Genomic DNA, 16,303 nt, shown 5'->3' with positions numbered 1-16,303 from the left:
TGTCGTTAAAGCCGTCTCTCGCGGTCTTTATATTTTTGGGGTGGCGGGCCCAATAGGCGCAGGCCCGCCCCCTTGTCTTGATCGTATGCTCTACTCGTAGCGAAGCGCCTTGATCGGGTTGGAGCGCGCCACTTTGGCCGCGTTGCCGCCCACGGTGCCCCAGGCAATCATCAGCGCGATGAAGCCGGCGAATAGGCAAAGCGGCAGCAATATCCAGGTATCCAGCCGGTACGGGAAATTCTCCAGCCAGGACATCATGCCCCAGACCGCCAGCGGCCAGGCAATCAGGTTGGCAACAAGCACCGGTTTGGAAAACTGCCAGATCAGCAGGCGAATGATGTCAAACACGCTGGCCCCCAACACCTTGCGGATGCCGATTTCCTTGGTGCGACGTTCCGCCGTGAAGGACGCAAGCCCATAGAGGCCAAGACAGGCGACGATCACAGCAAGGGCCGAGAAGATACCCAGAAGGACCGACTGGTTGGCTTCTTCCGTGAACTCCCGTGCCATGCGCTCATCGACATACTGATAGTCGAATGGCACAGTCGTCACCATGGATTTCCAGACGCCTTCAATCCGGCTTGCGAGCTCGGAGCCATTGCCCTGGAAGCGAATGGTTAGGCTGCGATACTGGTCAGGCTCCAGGAAATACATTTCCGGGCGCATCACGCTTCTGAGCGACTGGAAGTGCGTATCAGGGATAACGCCAATGATCTCCAGCTGTGCCAGATTTTCATCGCTGATACCAATCTGGATCACCTTGCCAACGGACTGTTCAGGCGTACCGAAACCGAAGCGGCGCAGAGCCCCTTCATTGACAATGATCGCCCCGTTCTGGATTTCACCATCAACATTGTTCTGGCCCTTCGGCAGGATGTCGGTTGCGAAATCCCGGCTATAGTTACGGCCTGCTACAAGCGGAATCTGGTAGGTGTCCAGGAACTCATAGTCGATGCTTTGAGTGCCGATCAAAATCGAGCCGGCTTCACTGCCCGGAATTTCAACCGACCTGTTGCTTTCATTGCCGCTTGCAGGCGCGTCACTTGAATAGGATGCCCCAACAACACCCGGCAGGCGCAAGACCTCTTCCTTGAAGGCTTGCTGCTTGTCCACAGCACCCGCGCGCCCAACGTTGTTGATAACCATCAGGTTATCCTTGTTGAAGCCCGGGTCCATGTTGGTGGCGTAGAATTTCTGGCCGTAAACAACACTGGTGGCAACGATGAGCGCAATCGAAATGGTGAACTGCAAGATCACCAGTACGTTGCGCAGCGCCGCCGACCCACTTGTTTCAGCCGACTTGTTCGCCTTCAGAACCCTCGATGGCAGGAAGCCCGAAAGGATAAGCGCCGGATAGACACCGCCCAGCACCCCAACGGCCACAACAAGGCCAACCAGAATGCTCAGGGTCACGCCATCGGCATAGTCGAACACCAGTTCCTTGCCGAGGAACTCACCGAAGGACGGCAGGAACAGCTCAACCAGGACAACACCCAGTGTGAGACCGATCAAAGCCAGAAGAATGGATTCGCCCAGGAACTGTGTGATCAGCTGCCCCCGGCGGGCGCCCATGACCTTGCGGATTGCCACTTCACGCGCCCGCTGCGTGGATTTCGCCGTTGCCAGGTTCATGAAGTTGATGCAGGCGATCAACAGGATCAGGCCCGCAATGGCCGTGAAGGTCAGCACCGTTGTCATACTGCCCGTGGCCTTCATCTCGCCGCCAGATGGTGCGCGGGGATCCAACTGGATTTCCGGCATTGGTTGCGACGTATATTCGATGAAGTCAGATGCCTGCACTTCGCGGCCGCCCGTGAACTGGCCCGGGATGCTAATGTTGGCATTGGCAAAATCGTCAAGGCGGCTGTTGATCGTGTCGATCGAGGCACCATCCTTCAGCTGGAAATAAACATAGTTGTTCACGCTGAACCACTGGGCGAACTCCCAGCCCTGATTGACGAAATCCTGCTCGTCGATCATTGCCATTGCCTGGAAGTCCAGCACCGTATTATGCGGCAGGTCTTCAAAAACGGCGGCGATGCGGTAGTCGCGCTCAAGGTCATAATTATTGATGGTAATGACCTGGCCGATCGGGTCGGTGTCGCCGAAATGCTTTTTGGCGAATGACTGGTTGATCGCGAGGCTTGCGTTGTCATTCAGGGCCGCGCGCAGATCACCTGCGACGACATTGAAATCAAACATGTCCACGGTTTCCGAGTCCGTCCACATGATGCTCTCAGAGAAGACCGCGTCACCATAGCGCAAAACAGGATTCATGCCGTTGAAGCGCGTTACCCGTTCAATTTCTTCCGGGAAGAAATTCTGAAGGGCAGCCTTCGTGGGGCCCTGTGCCGAAACGGTCACGAATGGCTCGCGGCCTGGAACCGCAAAGGTCACATGCAGGCGGTGTAGCTTGTCCGCGTTCGCCCACTGTTTGTCATAGGACAGTTCATCCCGGACAAAAAGCATGATCATCACACAGGCCGCCAACCCGACGGCAAGGCCGACGATGTTGATGGCGCTATATAGCTTGTGTTTGATCAGGTTCCTGAGCGCGACACTGATATAGTTCTGAAACATTGTTTTTCTCCCGCTGTCGTTTTTTGTTTTTCTTATTGTTATTATTCAGCAGCGCGCAAGTTCTCAGTAACCACATGACCGTCAAACAGGTTGATGGTGCGGCGGGCATAGTCGGCATGGGCCGGGCTGTGCGTTACCATCACAATCGTGGTGCCTTCTTCATTCAGCTGCTGCAGCATTTCCATGACTTCCTGACCGTGTGCACTGTCAAGGTTACCGGTCGGCTCGTCCGCAAGGATCATCGCCTGGTCACCCACAACCGCACGGGCCACGGCAACACGCTGTTGCTGACCGCCGGAAAGCTGGCTTGGCATATGTTTGGCGCGGTGTGCGATGCCTACCTTGTCCATCACGTGCGCCACGCGCTCGCGGCGTTCGGAGGCCGGGATGTTGTGATAGAGAAGCGCAAGTTCGATATTCTCTTCAACTGTCAGTTCGTCGATCAGGTTGAAGCTCTGGAAGATGAAGCCGATGTTCTGCTTGCGGATGTTCGAAAGCTTGGCCTCGTTATAGCCGGCCACATTTTCTTCCATGAAAATATAGTCGCCTGAAGACGGGCTATCGAGCATGCCGATGATGTTCAGAAGCGTGGATTTACCGCAGCCCGACGGGCCCATGATGGCGACAAACTCGCCGGACGCGATTTCCACATTGACGCTGTTCAGCGCCACGGTTTCCACCTCGTCTGTACGGTAAACCTTAGAAAGATTGTGAAGCTTGAGCATTATATATCCTTTCCTCGTTTGCTTCCGCCCTGCCTGTTTTCAGGCTTATGTGTGGGCGTTTCCTCAACTGTCGTAACTCGGACCTGGTTCTTTTTTGGCTTATTCGCCTGCTGGCTTATTCGCCAGACAGCTTCAGGCGGTCCATATCCACAAAGCTGGTATAAGGTGAGGTGACAACCCTTTCGCCAACCTCAAGGCCCTCGAGAACCTCGATGAAGCGGCTGTTGCGGCGCCCCAAACGCACAGTGCGCTTGATCGCCTGGCTGCCGTCCGGCGACACCACGAACACCCAGTTGCCGCCCGTGTCCTGGAAGAAGGCACCGTTCGGGATCAGAATGGCGTCGGTTGCGTCGCCCAATGTCAGTTTGGTCTGCAGGGTCTGGCCGCGGCGGATGCCGTCAGGCTGTTCTTCGCCCTCGAATACAAAATCCACCTCGAACTGGCCGTTCTGGACCTGCGGGTAAATCTTGGCGATGGTCATTTTGTGACTGTCGCTGCCGCGCTCATACGTCGCTTCCTGCCCCAGATCCACGCGGCCCAGGTAGAACTCATCGATGTAGGCGGTCAGCTTGTAGCGGTTCGGGTCATCGATCTGGCCCAGACGGCCACCACGGTTGATGCTCTGGCCAATCTCAACGTTAAAGCCGGAAAGCTTGCCGTCAACCGGCGCGCGCACATTCAGGGCGTCCAGGTTCTTGCGGGCCAGCTTCAGGCTAACCTCAAGCTGCTCCCCACTTTCCTTCAGGAAGGCCAACTGGGTTTCCTGCATCTGGGCGTCTGTCTTCTGGCTCTCAAGCGTGATCGCAAGGCGGTTCCTATAGTATTCAAGCTCATCTTCCGTCTGGTCCAGTTGGGCCTGGGAAATGGCGTTGGTCTTGATCAACTCGCGCTCACGCTCCACTTGGCGCTCAAGCCGTTTGATCTGGTAATTCATTTCAACGATATTGCGCTTATGATCCAGGCGATTCTGCTCCAACTGCAGCTCGATTGTGCGCATGTTGTTAAGCTGCTCTGTCACCAGTGCTTCATTGCGCGTCACGTCCAGCTGCAGGCCAGTGTTTGACAGCTCAACAATCATGTCGCCTGCCTTCAGCATCGCCCCGTCTTCCACCAGAACGCGCTCAACCCGGCCGCCTTCGATGGCGTCCAGGAAGACGGTCTTGAGCGGTGTCACACGGCCACGCACGGGAATGAAATCCTCAAAGGTGCCGGTGCTGACGGTGGAGACCACAATGCGGTCCTGATCCACCCGGAAGCTGCGACCGCCCGAAGCGTCCATCACCATGGAGCCCAGAATGGCAATAACGGCAAGCGCGCCAGCGGCGATGCCCACCGTTTTCCAGGGTGTTTTCTTCTTTTCAACGCGGCGGTCCATGCCGGAACCAGATACAGCGCCGGATGCTCCCCGTGTTCCTGATGTTGATCCCCCCTGCATGGAGATGGTTTTAGCGGTTTCTTTTTTTTGTTCCATGTCTGTCACTGTACCCATTTTTTTATTCCATCTACCCGTTGGCTGTCGTGCCCGGTTCGAAGGCCTCGCGCCTTTCTGGCATGACTTATGCGCAAGCATTGTGCCAGACGCGGAAAGCCGCCGTTTTCTGCCAAAGCAGAATGAAACTGTTCACTTTCGAACACTTTTGACTGTACGAATTCGAACACTATGTGTACGGTTCCGAACAAAGACCGGAGAGAGCAAGGCGAGGTTATATGAGTGAAAAACAAGGGAAAATCCTGATCGTCGATGACGACGAAGACATTCTGGTTGCAGGCAAATTGTTGCTGAAGCGCCACTATGCTTCGGTGGAGACCTGTAATAACCCCGAGTGCATCCCGGATTTGCTGGCAAGCGACAGTTTCGATGCCATTCTGCTGGATATGAATTTCGGGCCAGGGGAATCGTCAGGCGCGCAGGGATTTGTCTGGCTCAAGAAAATCCTGGAGATTGACCCACAGGCCGTGGTGGTGATGATCACAGCCCATGGTGGTGTCGGTGTGGCCGTTGAAGCCATGAAACAGGGCGCCACCGATTTTGTCGCCAAGCCCTGGCAGAATGAAAAGATGGTCGCCACCCTGTCGGCCAGCGTCAAGCTCAGGCAAAGCCGCTCGGAAGCTGACGCCCTCAAGAAAACCAACCGCACGCTGGCCAAAGCCGTCAGCGAACCCAAACAACCCATCCTGGGTGACAGCAAACCCATGCGCGATGTTCTGTCCATGATTGAACGCGCCGCGCCCACGGATGCCAACGTGTTGATCCTGGGCGAAAATGGAACCGGTAAGGAACTGGTGGCGCGCGAGCTGCACCGCCAGTCAAACAGGGCAGACCAGGTTTTCATGTCTGTAGATTTGGGTGCGGTAACGGAAAGCTTGTTTGAAAGCGAGCTGTTCGGCCACAAGAAAGGCGCCTTCACGGACGCCCGCGATGACCGTATCGGACGGCTGCAGGCCGCCGAAGGGGGTACCCTGTTCCTGGACGAAATCGGCAACCTGCCCCTTCACCTTCAGGCCAAACTGCTGACGGTGCTCGAGCAGCGCTATGTCACGCCAGTGGGGTCGGACAAACGGGTGCCGATCAACGTACGGGTCATTGCCGCGACCAATGTGGCCCCTGATAAGTTGCGCAGTGAAGAGGTGTTCCGGCAGGATTTGCTCTTTCGCCTGAACACGGTGGAAATCCACCTGCCGCCGCTTAGAGACCGGCCGGAGGACATCCCGGAAATAGCCCAATATTACGCCGGGCTTTACTGCCGCAAATACGGAAGGGCGGAAAAAACATTCACCGATGACGCCATGGCAGCCATCAAGGCCTACAGCTGGCCCGGCAACGTGCGGGCGCTCAGGCACGCGCTTGAGCGCGCTGTGATCCTGAGCGAAGCAGATGCCTTTACCGGTAATGACTTCCAGTTTGAAGCCCAGCCCAACCAACCGGGGGCAGTGGCGGAACGCAGCACAGCCCCAGCGCCAAGCGCAGAACCTGCGGAATCAGCAGACGACCTGAACCTGGAGCGGCTTGAGCGCAACGCCATTGCGCAAGCCCTGAAAATCCACCGCTATAACATCAGCCACGCAGCCAAGGACCTGGGCCTGACCCGCGCGGCGCTCTACAGAAGGATGGAAAAGCATGGGCTTTAAGAAATTCAGCCTGCTGCTGGCAGGTCGGCTGGTCCTGATCATGCTGATGCTGATCCTGCTCACGTACCTGATCACCATGCCCGGTTTTCATGCTGCCACCCTTTTGGCGGCGCTGATCGTCGCCTTCCTGACCTATGAAGTTTTCCGTTTCGTTTCCAAAACGAACGCTGAAATCAGCCGATTTCTGGAAGCCGCCCGCTATGCTGACTTCAGCCAGCGCTTCAACCTGCACGGCCTTGGCGCAGGCTTCGGCGAACTGGGTGACACCTTCACCGACATCCTGGGCCGCTTTCAGGCGGTGCGGGCAGGCCAGGAAGAGGAGCTGAGGCACCTGAAGGCGCTGGTGGAACACGTACCGGTACCGCTGCTGTCATTGCATGGCGACGGGGTGGTGACCATCTGGAACAATGCCGCCAGGCGCCTTTTGGGCAGCACCCACGTAAGCAAAATCGCGGACCTTCGTCAGTTCGGCGACGAATTCGAGAAGGAAATCGTCGAGCTGGGCGCGGGGCAGCGCCGCCTGACCTGTTTCAAGGCAGACGGCACCGAACAGAAGCTGGCGGTCGCCGCCACCCAGATCATCGTGCGCGGACGGGCGGAAAAACTTGTCAGCCTGCAGGACATTCAGAGCGAACTGGACACGGCCCAACTGCAGGCCTGGCAAGACCTGGTGCGGGTGCTGACGCACGAGATCATGAACTCCATCACTCCGGTCGCCAGCCTTGCCAAAACCGCCGTGGACCTGGTGGAGGACGCGGCCGGTAAGGTAACCGACAACCCGGATGTGGTAGATGAACTGGGCGACGTACGCGATGCGGTCAATACCGTTGCGCGCAGATCAGACGCGCTGATGCAATTCGTTTCCTCCTACCGGCGTTTGACACGCCTGCCCCCGCCCGAAAAATCACTGATCCGCATCGATGCGCTGTTCAGGGACGTCTGCAGCCTATCGACCCAGGCCTGGGAGGAAAAAGGCCTGAAAATCATCACGGAGGTCGAACCCTCCCAGCTGGATGTCACCGCCGACCGCGACATGATCGAACAGATTCTGATCAACATGCTGCAGAATGCCGAGCAGGCGCTGGCAGGCTTGGAAGACGCTACGGTGTGGATGTCAGCCCGGCTGAACAGGCGCGGTCATATTGTGATTGAACTGTCAGATAATGGCCCGGGGGTACCCGCGGATATCGCCAAGAAGATCTTCGTGCCATTCTTCACCACCAAGCGGGAAGGCAGTGGGGTTGGGCTTGCGCTGACGCGCCAGGTAATGATCGCCCACGGCGGGTCCGTCAGCCTGGACGAGCGCGAGGGCGGCGGCGCCCGCTTCACCCTGACATTCTAGGGGACGCCGTATCTGTTGCACAAACGGCGGCAGCCCGTGTAGGCTGCTGCCCGTGGGGCGAGAAAGATGTGGGTGTTTAAGTATGTTGAAAAAGCTTGCCCTGATGCTAGTTGGCTGTGCGGTCCTGATCACAGTCCCCATACCTCTTTCAGCGCAATCCGACCATTCGGGCTACACCATCCGGCGCGCGCTGGTTCATCCCGCACGCCCGGAAGACGACAAGGCCGTCGATCCCTTCCGGCGCCCCCTGGACGTTCTGTTGTTCGCGGGGCTGGAGCCGGGCATGCATGTGCTGGATGTGAACTCCGGTAGCGGATACTACACCGAAATTATGGCGCGCGTGGTAGGCCCGGACGGCCGAGTTTACGCTCATAATGGCGCTGTGAACTGGAGCTTCGTCAAGGACGCGGCAGAGCGCCGCTATCGTGGCCCGCTTCTGAACGTCACCCCAATCCATAATGGCCGCGAGGAAGTAGACCTGCCGGAAGCCAGCGTTGACATGCTGATGATCGCCCTTGCCTACCATGACTATTGGTTCAAGCATGCTGCGCGCAAGGAAGCTGAAGACATTCCCGCGATCCTGGCGTCCTTCCACAAGGCTCTGAAGCCCGGCGGCACGCTCCTGGTTATCGATCATGTTGGCAAGCCGCGCAGTACGGCTGAAGACATCAACCAATACCACCGCGTCGACCCCCAAATGGTGCGCGGGCAACTTGAAGCGGCGGGCTTCATTTTTGCGGCAAAAAGCGACCTGCTGGCGAACCCTGAAGACAACCCGCTCAGCTCACCCTATGACCCGGCGCGCTATGGGCGGACCAACCGCTTCATCTTCAAATTCACGAAATAACCAGCCCCGATCAGGCCGGGTGAATTGCCTGATAAGCCGTACCCTCACGCGCTTCGGAAAGCAGCTTTTCGCCGTCACGCACCATCAGTTCCAAGTGTGCGCGCACACAGCCTTCCGCTGCGTCCATCAGGCCCGGCGTCAGGCCTTCATAAATCTCACCCACAATTGCGGCAGGAGAGCGGATACCCCGGCTGAGGCAGGCCGCCACCTGCTCGTGGCGCTCAATCCTGTGTTCGCGGATTTCCCGAATGCGCGCCGGCGCGTCCTCCACCACAGGGCCATGGCTTGGCAGCATCAGGCGGGCACCACCAGCCTCAAGCTTGTCCAGGCTTTCCATATATTCCGAAAGGTTCCCCAGGGGCGGCACCACCACAGTCGTGGACCAACCCATCACGTGATCGCCTGAAAACAGCATGCCTTTGTGCGGCAGCGCATAACACAGGTGATTGGGGAAATGTCCCGGCGTGTGAATGGCCATGATCTGCCAGTCGTCGTCTCCCACCACGCCGCCACACGCCAGCGTCACATCGGGAATAAACTCAGCATCCACGGCTTCGTCCGTGAAGCCCAATATGTCTTTCGGCAACGCGCCGAAGCCGTAAGTCCTGGCGCCCGAAATGCGCGCCAGATGGTTTGCAGCCGGGCTATGATCCTGATGCGTGTGGGTAACAAAAATGCCCGCCACCTGGCGCTTACCCACGGCCTTCAATACAGCGCGAACATGGTCCACGTCGTCCGGTCCCGGATCAATGATCCAGACACGGTCGTCCCCCACGATATAGGTATTGGTACCTGGGCCCGTGTAATCTTTCGGATTGTCCGCCAGCACCATGGTCACGCCCGGCGCAACCGCATGCGGCACGCCATATGATGCCTGTTCCCGAAGCTTGAGTGCCACCTGAGGGCTTGGAATGAAAGAGCGTTTTCCGGTCATTGATGCGAGCGTATTCCGTTAGTGATTTTTATGTCCAGTCGTTTCTCTAACACTGTGCCCTACTGGCCGCCATTCACTGATCTTCACGCTTGGGTGAGAGGCTTGTGTTCCTATGTAACCTGCCACCAGACCACCCAGAACTGGATCAGCCTGTATATAAAATGCGACACCGCAACGCCGACAAATAACACAATGCCTTTCAGAAGCGCGCCAATCCAGCCACCCCCGTAAGCGCGCTTCACACCAACAACGCCATATGCATAAAGCGGCAGGAACAACAAGGCAGCATTGGTCCAGCCAGGCAGGAAAGCCTCAAGCCCAAGGGCATGCAGGCTGTAGCCGATGCCCGATGCCGCCACAGGCCAGATCAAGACAAAGGCATAGTGATGCAGGGCGAATACAGTGTGATCAAGCAAGTAGAACCGCCGAAACGGGCTACATATCCACACAAACGGCACCAGAAAGGGCACGCTGACAATCACGATGGATTTGGCAACGACCTGCGTCAACGCATCGTACCGGGCAGCGACCTGATCGAAGCTTTCACCACTTGAGGCGACATAGCCGTCAATCACCTTTGTTACCCATGCCCCGTATGGCTGAATGGCCTGATTATTCAGCGGCAAGGCAAAATCGGTGATTGGCGATACCAGAAAATAGATAACGTTGACGATCAGGAACAGGGTCACTGGTTTCAGGTAGGGCTTTCGTGCCCCCCGCCAGTGCTCATACGCAAGCAGGCCCGGCGAAAACAGGAACGCCCGAAAACTGCGAAACAGCTTGCTGTCTAGCGATGAAACTTCTTCGAGAAGCTGCCCGAACAAGAGGCTGAGCCTGCGCTGGCTTTCGTCCAGCTGGCGTTCCCCGCAAGTGCTGCAAAACTGCCCTGAAAGGACCGCTCCACAGCTTTTACAATAAGCCTGTTTCAGAACCGCCTCCCCCGCGTTTCATTAGGCCTGCAGGGTAGATTACCACCCGCGAGCTTGCGTTCAATATTGTTTCTTCAGCTTGAGTGTTCCGGAGCAAGCTTGGTGCCGTGGTCAGACCTGCGCCTTAAGCCACCATTACCAGATCTACGCGTTTGATTGAGACCTGAGTGTTTACAGTCCAGCATTGTACCGACGCGTCTCTGCATAAACTTCTGCCGATTTCGCATCCAGCAGGTTGGCGAACAAATCCCGCAGCTGGAAAAGCGGTGTCTGCATCCAGGCCATGTCTGCTGGCAATGTCAGGTGGTCAAACGACCGAACATACTCTTCAAGCCCTCTCCGAAGCGTGGCGCCTTTAAAGCCCTCGCGAAGCATGATCATCAGGCGCGAGATGGAACAGGGGTGCTTGTTCGTCAGAGCAATCTGTTTCGCAGGCCCATCGTCCCAGCGATATTTGAATCGGTCCAGCACCCGCGATACATCAATATGGTCGGCGACCTCGTGCATCTTCGACCCCCAGTCACTGCCGCGCCCCATCAAGGCATAATTGTTAGTCTGGCAAAAATAATCGCAAGCCAAGGTCTGGAGGCCGTCAATATCGGGGCCGGGCCGTACCAGCGGCGCGAACAGCGCTAGCTTGCGGGGATACCGGCCATAAAGCCGCCTCAGCCGTGGCATCAACCGCGGGAACCGGCTGTCGAGCGGGCGATTGAACAGCATGTCCACATAAATAGGCGAAGGAAACCGCCGAATATAGGGGCGGTCGGCTACCGCCAGGCCCTCGAACAGATGAGGGGCAAAAAAATCATCATCGTCGGTTGGGAATAGACAAACAGCTTCATCCGGATGGGTAGCGGCCCACTGTATGAAGTCAGGCACCGACATAATGTAGTCTGCCCCGGTTTTTTGCCATGTCTTTTGCGCAATTGCCCCCACGGCGGCGCGGACACTGAAAAAATCCCTCGCCAGAGAGCTGTTCCACAGATCCAGAATATCGGGCACATTTGGGGGGAAACCCGCAGGCAAGGGGGTGGGTAGGTAGTCAGAAGGTGCCAGTCGACCCTGCTGCTGCAATTTGGCGCTCAATCCACCCCAATCAGGCGACGCACGCACAATGATAATTTTCTTCAACGTCACCCCCCCAGTTTTCATTCATGCAAGCGGCTTCATGCGCCGCCTCCTGCCCCAACTGTGTCAATTTGGCACAGCCCGATGCCAAAATCAATAAACCCCTGAAACGCCTCCAACACCTGCTGATTCCGGACCCTTGTCAGCTTTCTTTTTTTGCCGACAGCACCAGTGACGTGTTGGTCTTGTTCACGCCGTTGATTGCCAGGATGAAATCCAGGGTCTGGTCAATCTCTTCCATCGTCGGCGCCTTGACGATGGCGATCAAGTCATAGGCGCCGGAGACCACATAAAGCGTCTTGATCTGTGCCCGCGTTTTCATCAGCCCGATAGCCTGCTGGGCATATTTCTGGTCAATCGACAGCAGCACATGCGCAGAGATCAACTTGCCTTCATAATCCGGGTGGGTTTTCACCGTGAAGCCGGCGATGATCTTGCGGTCGATCAGCTTGTTGATACGGTCCTGAACGGTAGAGCGCGACAGTCCCAGTTTGCGCGCCAATGAGGATGTTCCTTCGCGACTATCAGCAGTTAAAAGCTTCAGCAGTTTTTCGTCTGTTGCATCCATTTCTTCAGCCCTTATTTCGACCCCGCATGGAACCGAGTGACATGTGTCCTGTCCAAACCAGCAAATCGGCGATTTAACGGAAGAAATTGAAAATTTCCGTCAATTTAACGGAAAGTATATACCGTATTGGTATTTCTAGCCATCACTTTCACGCATAGACTTGTCAAAAGGGAGACCATAACCAGTAAATGAGTGGCGGAATGGGAAAACAAATTTTGTGGCTTCGCGAAGAAGCCCGTACGACCGAGCGGCGCACACCGCTGTTGCCTGAGGGGGCAAGGGAACTGATCGACGTCGGCTTTAAAGTTGTCGTTGAGAAATCCGAAAAACGCATCATCGATAACGCTGCCTATGAGGCTGCGGGATGTACCATGGCCGAGCCCGGCGCGTGGGAAAAGGCGCCTAAGGACGCCGTGATCCTGGGCCTCAAGGAGCTGCCGAAAACGCCTGACGTTTTGGCGCACACCCACATTTATTTCGCCCATGCCTACAAGGAACAATCCGGCTGGCAGGCGCTGTTGACACGCTTTCTGAACGGTCATGGATCGCTGCTTGATATCGAATATATGACCAAGAATGACGGCAAACGCGTTGTCGCCTTCGGCTATTGGGCCGGCTATATGGGTGCCGCACTGGCGCTGCTGGAATGGCATGACAAACAGGCTGGGCGGGCGTCCAATATTGCCAAGGGCCTGACGCCCTTTGAAAGTGCAGACGCGCTCGACAACCTGATCCGCCAAAGCGCCTCGGGCGGCACGATGCCAACTGCGCTGGTGATCGGCGCAGGTGGCCGCAGCGGCAAGGGTGCGACTGAAATCCTGGAACGCCACGGCGTGAAGGTCACCAAATGGGGCCGCAAGGAGACCACAAACCTCGACCGCGACACGATCCTGGATCATGACATCCTGATCAACTGCGCGTTCGTAGCCCACCAAATTCCAGCGTTCCTGACCAAAGACCACCTGAAAGGCGATCACCGCCTGAGCGTGATCTCAGACGTGTCCTGCGACCCGTTCAGCGACTTCAACCCACTGCCGCTTTATAGCGAGCCCACAAGCTGGGCTGCCCCCGCCATCAAGGTGAACGGCGTGGACCTGATCGCCATTGACAACCTGCCGTCCCTCTTGCCAACAGAGGCAAGCATGGAGTTCGCCGGGCTGCTGCTGCCTTACCTGAAGGCCCTGCCCGAGCGCGACCAGAATGAAGTATGGCGGAACTGCGACGCGGCCTTCCAGAGCGCCTGCGACGCGATGATTAAAAAAAAGGCTTCCTAACGTGACAGCACATAAACACATTCACTGGATCGGCGCGGGCCTCGCATCCGGTCCCGGCCTTATTGCCCTGGCATCTGAGCTTGACGGCGTCATTCTTTGGGATATGTCGGATGAGCGCGCCAAAATGCTGCAGGCCCAAATGCCTGAAGGCAAAAGCTTCGATTTCAGCACGCTTGATCTGGGCGACCGTGGGTCGGTTGAAAATTTCAAGAACCATGTGAACAAAGGCGATGTAATCGTCTCCATGCTGCCAGCAACATTGCATATCGTCATGGCCGATATCGCGCTGGAAACCGAGGCTCACCTTGTGACCTCCAGCTATGTAGATGAAGCGATGGCGGCACTGGATTCCGCTGCGAAACGCCACGGCCTGTCGTTTGTCAATGAAGTTGGGCTGGACCCGGGCATTGACCATTTGTTCGCCCATATCCTTGTAAATGCTGCACGCGAGGCTGGCGTCCTTGACAAGGGATACGAAATCGACTTCGTCTCTCACTGTGGTGGCATCCCCGCCGCAAAAACAGACTTCACCTATAAGTTCTCCTGGACGCCCTTTGGCGTATTGAAGGCGCTCACAAACCCGGCGCGCTGCATTGAAGACGGCGAGGAAAAGCTGGTTGAGAAAGTCTGGCATGCTGTGTCGGAGCTGGATATCCACGGTGAAAAATTCGAGATATACCCGAACCGCAACAGCCTGCCTTACGTGAAGGAATATGGCCTGGATGCAGAGACAAATCTGAAGACATTCGTTCGCGGCACAATTAGGCAAGCGGGCTGGAAAAAAGCCTGGGCCCACATCTTCACCCAGGTCGAGACATCCGATGCCGATAGCCTGAAGGCGCTGTCCGAAAAGCTCTGGCGGGAGTATGGCTACAGCGACGGCGAAGAAGACCGCGTTGTCATGTTCCTGGCCCTTACCGCCCGCGACACAGAAGGCAATATTGTCTGGTCCGGTTCGCTGGCCCTTGACGAAGTGGGCAGCGGGTGGCAGACCGCAATGGCACGCACCGTTTCACTGACGGTCGCGCAGGCAGTCAAGGCCACCTTGCGCGGGGCATTTGAACCTGGCGTCCACGCGGCGCTGACCGACGCGGAAGAAGCCAAAATCTGGCTACGCGGCTTGCGGGATGCAGGCGTTACACTGCGTGCTGAAAATGTCGAGATCCAGGAATGACGACTATGCCGAATAAGCAGATCACTGGTGGCCAGGCGCTGATCGACGCATTGATCGCAAACGGAGCGGATACCGCCTTTGGCGTGCCGGGCGAAAGCTATCTGGCCGCCCTTGACGCCTTCCACGGTGCGGAAGAGAAGCTGAAGTTCATCACCACGCGCCACGAAGCGGGTGCGGCCAACATGGCGGAAGCCTACGGCAAGATGACCGGCAAGCCGGGTATCTGTTTCGTCACCCGTGGCCCGGGGGCAACCCACGCCACCATCGGCCTCCATACCGCCTTCCAGGACAGCACCCCGATGATCATGTTCATCGGCCAGGTGGCTGCCGACCAGGTGGAGCGCGAAGCCTTCCAGGAAATCGACTATCGCCGCTTCCTTTCGGAAGTTACCAAATGGACGGCCGAGATCAACGACCCGTCGCGCATGGCCGAATATGTCGGTCGCGCCTTCCGTGTAGCCACATCAGGCCGCCCTGGCCCTGTGGCGCTGGCGCTGCCGGAAGACATGCTGCGCGAACTGTGTGACGCACAGGAATGCGTGCCCTACAAGCCCGCGCTGGCGCACCCAGGCACTGCCGACATGGCAGAGCTGAAAAAGCTTCTGGAAGGGGCCGAGCGCCCGTTCGTCATGCTGGGCGGCAGCGGCTGGGATAACCAGTCTGTCGCTGACATGCAGGCCTTCGCTGAAAAGAACAACCTGGGCATCAGCGTCTCTTTCCGTTGCCAGGACCGGTTCAACAATAACCACCCGAATTATATCGGCGACATGGGCATTGGTGCGAACCCGAAGCTGGTGAAACGCATGCAGGACGCCGATGTGATCCTCGTGCTGGGCCCACGCCTTGGCGAGATGACAACCGGCGGCTATGAGCGCCTGTCAGTTCCTGTGCCAAGCCAAACCCTGATCCATATGCACCAGGGGGCCGAGGAACTGGGCCGCGTGTACCAGCCGGACCTGGCCATCAATGCCACACCGCAAACCATTGCGCCGCTCCTGAAAGACATGGAGCTGGCGGGAAGCGACAAGTGGACGGGCCAAACTGCAGAGGCCCGCGCGGACTTCGAAGCCTGGACCACACCCAACGAGAACCCGGGTAACGTTCAGGTTGCGAAACTGTATGAGCACATGCGCGAGGTGCTGCCGGAAGACAGCATCTTCTGTAACGGCGCCGGCAACTATGCCGCCTGGCTGCACAGGTTTTACCGCTACCGTGCCTTCCCAACCCAGCTTGCGCCCACGTCAGGCGCCATGGGGTACGGCGTACCAGCAGCCATCGCTGCCAAGATCGTACATCCTGAAAAGACCGTGATCGCCTGCGCAGGCGACGGTTGCTTCATGATGAGCGCCATGGAGCTGGCGACCGCCGCGCGCTATAGCGCCAATGTCATTTTCCTCGTGTTCAACAACAGCATGTTCGGCACCATCCGCATGCACCAGGAACGCGATTATCCATACCGGGTTTCAGGCACTGAGCTGACGAATCCGGACTTTGTGGCGATGGCCGAAAGCTTCGGCCTTCATGCGTCCCGCGTGGACACCACAGACGCATTCGCCCCGGCACTGGACGCCGCCCGCAAATCGGGCAAGCCAGCGCTGATTGAAATCACCATAGACCCAGAAGCCATCGGCCCCACGGCCACGCTTTCGGGTCTGAGACAAAAATAGTTATTT

General features: G+C 57.3%; 13 protein-coding genes. 6 read left to right on the top strand and 7 right to left on the bottom strand.

From position 1 onward, the window contains the following. Positions 1–90: 90 nt before the first annotated feature. The 3 genes from B3Z17_RS10475 to B3Z17_RS10465 form a co-directional block, all read right to left on the bottom strand. The gene (locus B3Z17_RS10475) at positions 91–2,580 is read right to left on the bottom strand and encodes an ABC transporter permease (RefSeq protein ID WP_286829753.1); all 2,490 of its coding nucleotides are present in this window, start codon (positions 2,578–2,580) and stop codon (positions 91–93) included. Positions 2,581–2,621: 41 nt separating this feature from the next. Continuing rightward, on the bottom strand, positions 2,622–3,305 hold the full coding sequence (locus B3Z17_RS10470; RefSeq protein ID WP_068304256.1) for an ABC transporter ATP-binding protein: 684 nt from the start codon (positions 3,303–3,305) through the stop codon (positions 2,622–2,624). A gap of 115 nt (positions 3,306–3,420) precedes the next feature. Further along, the gene (locus B3Z17_RS10465) at positions 3,421–4,794 is read right to left on the bottom strand and encodes an efflux RND transporter periplasmic adaptor subunit (protein ID WP_082714520.1); all 1,374 of its coding nucleotides are present in this window, start codon (positions 4,792–4,794) and stop codon (positions 3,421–3,423) included. Between the two features lie 218 nt (positions 4,795–5,012). On the opposite strand from B3Z17_RS10465, the gene B3Z17_RS10460 reads away from it, so the two are divergent. The 3 genes from B3Z17_RS10460 (at position 5,013) to B3Z17_RS10450 (ending at position 8,623) form a co-directional block, all read left to right on the top strand. Next, on the top strand, positions 5,013–6,434 hold the full coding sequence (locus tag B3Z17_RS10460) for a sigma-54-dependent transcriptional regulator (protein WP_286829752.1): 1,422 nt from the start codon (positions 5,013–5,015) through the stop codon (positions 6,432–6,434). Further along, positions 6,424–7,776, top strand: coding sequence for a sensor histidine kinase (locus tag B3Z17_RS10455; RefSeq protein ID WP_286829751.1), 1,353 nt, complete (start codon positions 6,424–6,426; stop codon positions 7,774–7,776). The genes B3Z17_RS10460 and B3Z17_RS10455 overlap by 11 nt, the downstream gene beginning before the upstream one ends. An 82-nt stretch (positions 7,777–7,858) precedes the next feature. Next, on the top strand, positions 7,859–8,623 hold the full coding sequence (locus tag B3Z17_RS10450; RefSeq protein ID WP_286829750.1) for a class I SAM-dependent methyltransferase: 765 nt from the start codon (positions 7,859–7,861) through the stop codon (positions 8,621–8,623). A 10-nt stretch (positions 8,624–8,633) separates the two neighbouring features. On the opposite strand, the gene B3Z17_RS10445 is transcribed toward B3Z17_RS10450, so the two are convergent. The 4 genes from B3Z17_RS10445 to B3Z17_RS10430 all read right to left on the bottom strand — a co-directional run bounded on the left by B3Z17_RS10445 (position 8,634) and on the right by B3Z17_RS10430 (position 12,182). Next, positions 8,634–9,557 carry an MBL fold metallo-hydrolase gene (locus B3Z17_RS10445; RefSeq protein WP_286829749.1) on the bottom strand — a complete coding sequence of 308 codons (924 nt, stop codon included), beginning with the start codon at positions 9,555–9,557 and terminating at the stop codon, positions 8,634–8,636. 110 nt (positions 9,558–9,667) lie between these two features. Further along, a complete protein-coding gene (locus tag B3Z17_RS10440) occupies positions 9,668–10,381 on the bottom strand; it encodes a DUF3667 domain-containing protein (protein WP_286829748.1) in 714 nt (237 codons plus the stop codon). A gap of 276 nt (positions 10,382–10,657) precedes the next feature. Next, on the bottom strand, positions 10,658–11,371 hold the full coding sequence (locus tag B3Z17_RS10435; protein ID WP_286829747.1) for a hypothetical protein: 714 nt from the start codon (positions 11,369–11,371) through the stop codon (positions 10,658–10,660). A gap of 385 nt (positions 11,372–11,756) precedes the next feature. Continuing rightward, positions 11,757–12,182 (bottom strand): Lrp/AsnC family transcriptional regulator, encoded by a 426-nt coding sequence (locus B3Z17_RS10430; protein WP_068304276.1) that lies wholly within the window; start codon positions 12,180–12,182, stop codon positions 11,757–11,759. A 200-nt stretch (positions 12,183–12,382) separates the two neighbouring features. Here B3Z17_RS10430 and B3Z17_RS10425 point away from each other — a divergent pair, with 200 nt between their 5' ends. Genes B3Z17_RS10425 through B3Z17_RS10415 form a run of 3 tightly spaced genes read left to right on the top strand, consistent with a single transcriptional unit; the run spans position 12,383 to position 16,297 of the window. Continuing rightward, positions 12,383–13,456 carry a saccharopine dehydrogenase gene (locus B3Z17_RS10425; RefSeq protein WP_286829746.1) on the top strand — a complete coding sequence of 358 codons (1,074 nt, stop codon included), beginning with the start codon at positions 12,383–12,385 and terminating at the stop codon, positions 13,454–13,456. 1 nt (position 13,457) lies between these two features. Beyond that, complete coding sequence (locus B3Z17_RS10420) at positions 13,458–14,630, top strand: saccharopine dehydrogenase family protein (protein WP_286829745.1); 1,173 nt, start codon at positions 13,458–13,460, stop codon at positions 14,628–14,630. Further along, positions 14,627–16,297 (top strand): thiamine pyrophosphate-binding protein, encoded by a 1,671-nt coding sequence (locus B3Z17_RS10415; protein ID WP_349680319.1) that lies wholly within the window; start codon positions 14,627–14,629, stop codon positions 16,295–16,297. The genes B3Z17_RS10420 and B3Z17_RS10415 overlap by 4 nt, the downstream gene beginning before the upstream one ends. The last annotated feature ends 6 nt before the right edge of the window (positions 16,298–16,303 follow it).

The sequence above is a fragment of the Kordiimonas sp. UBA4487 genome (assembly GCF_002389025.1).
GTDB classification, from domain to species: Bacteria; Pseudomonadota; Alphaproteobacteria; order Sphingomonadales; family Kordiimonadaceae; genus Kordiimonas; species Kordiimonas lacus.
This window is presented reverse-complemented; position numbering and strand designations above follow the sequence as displayed.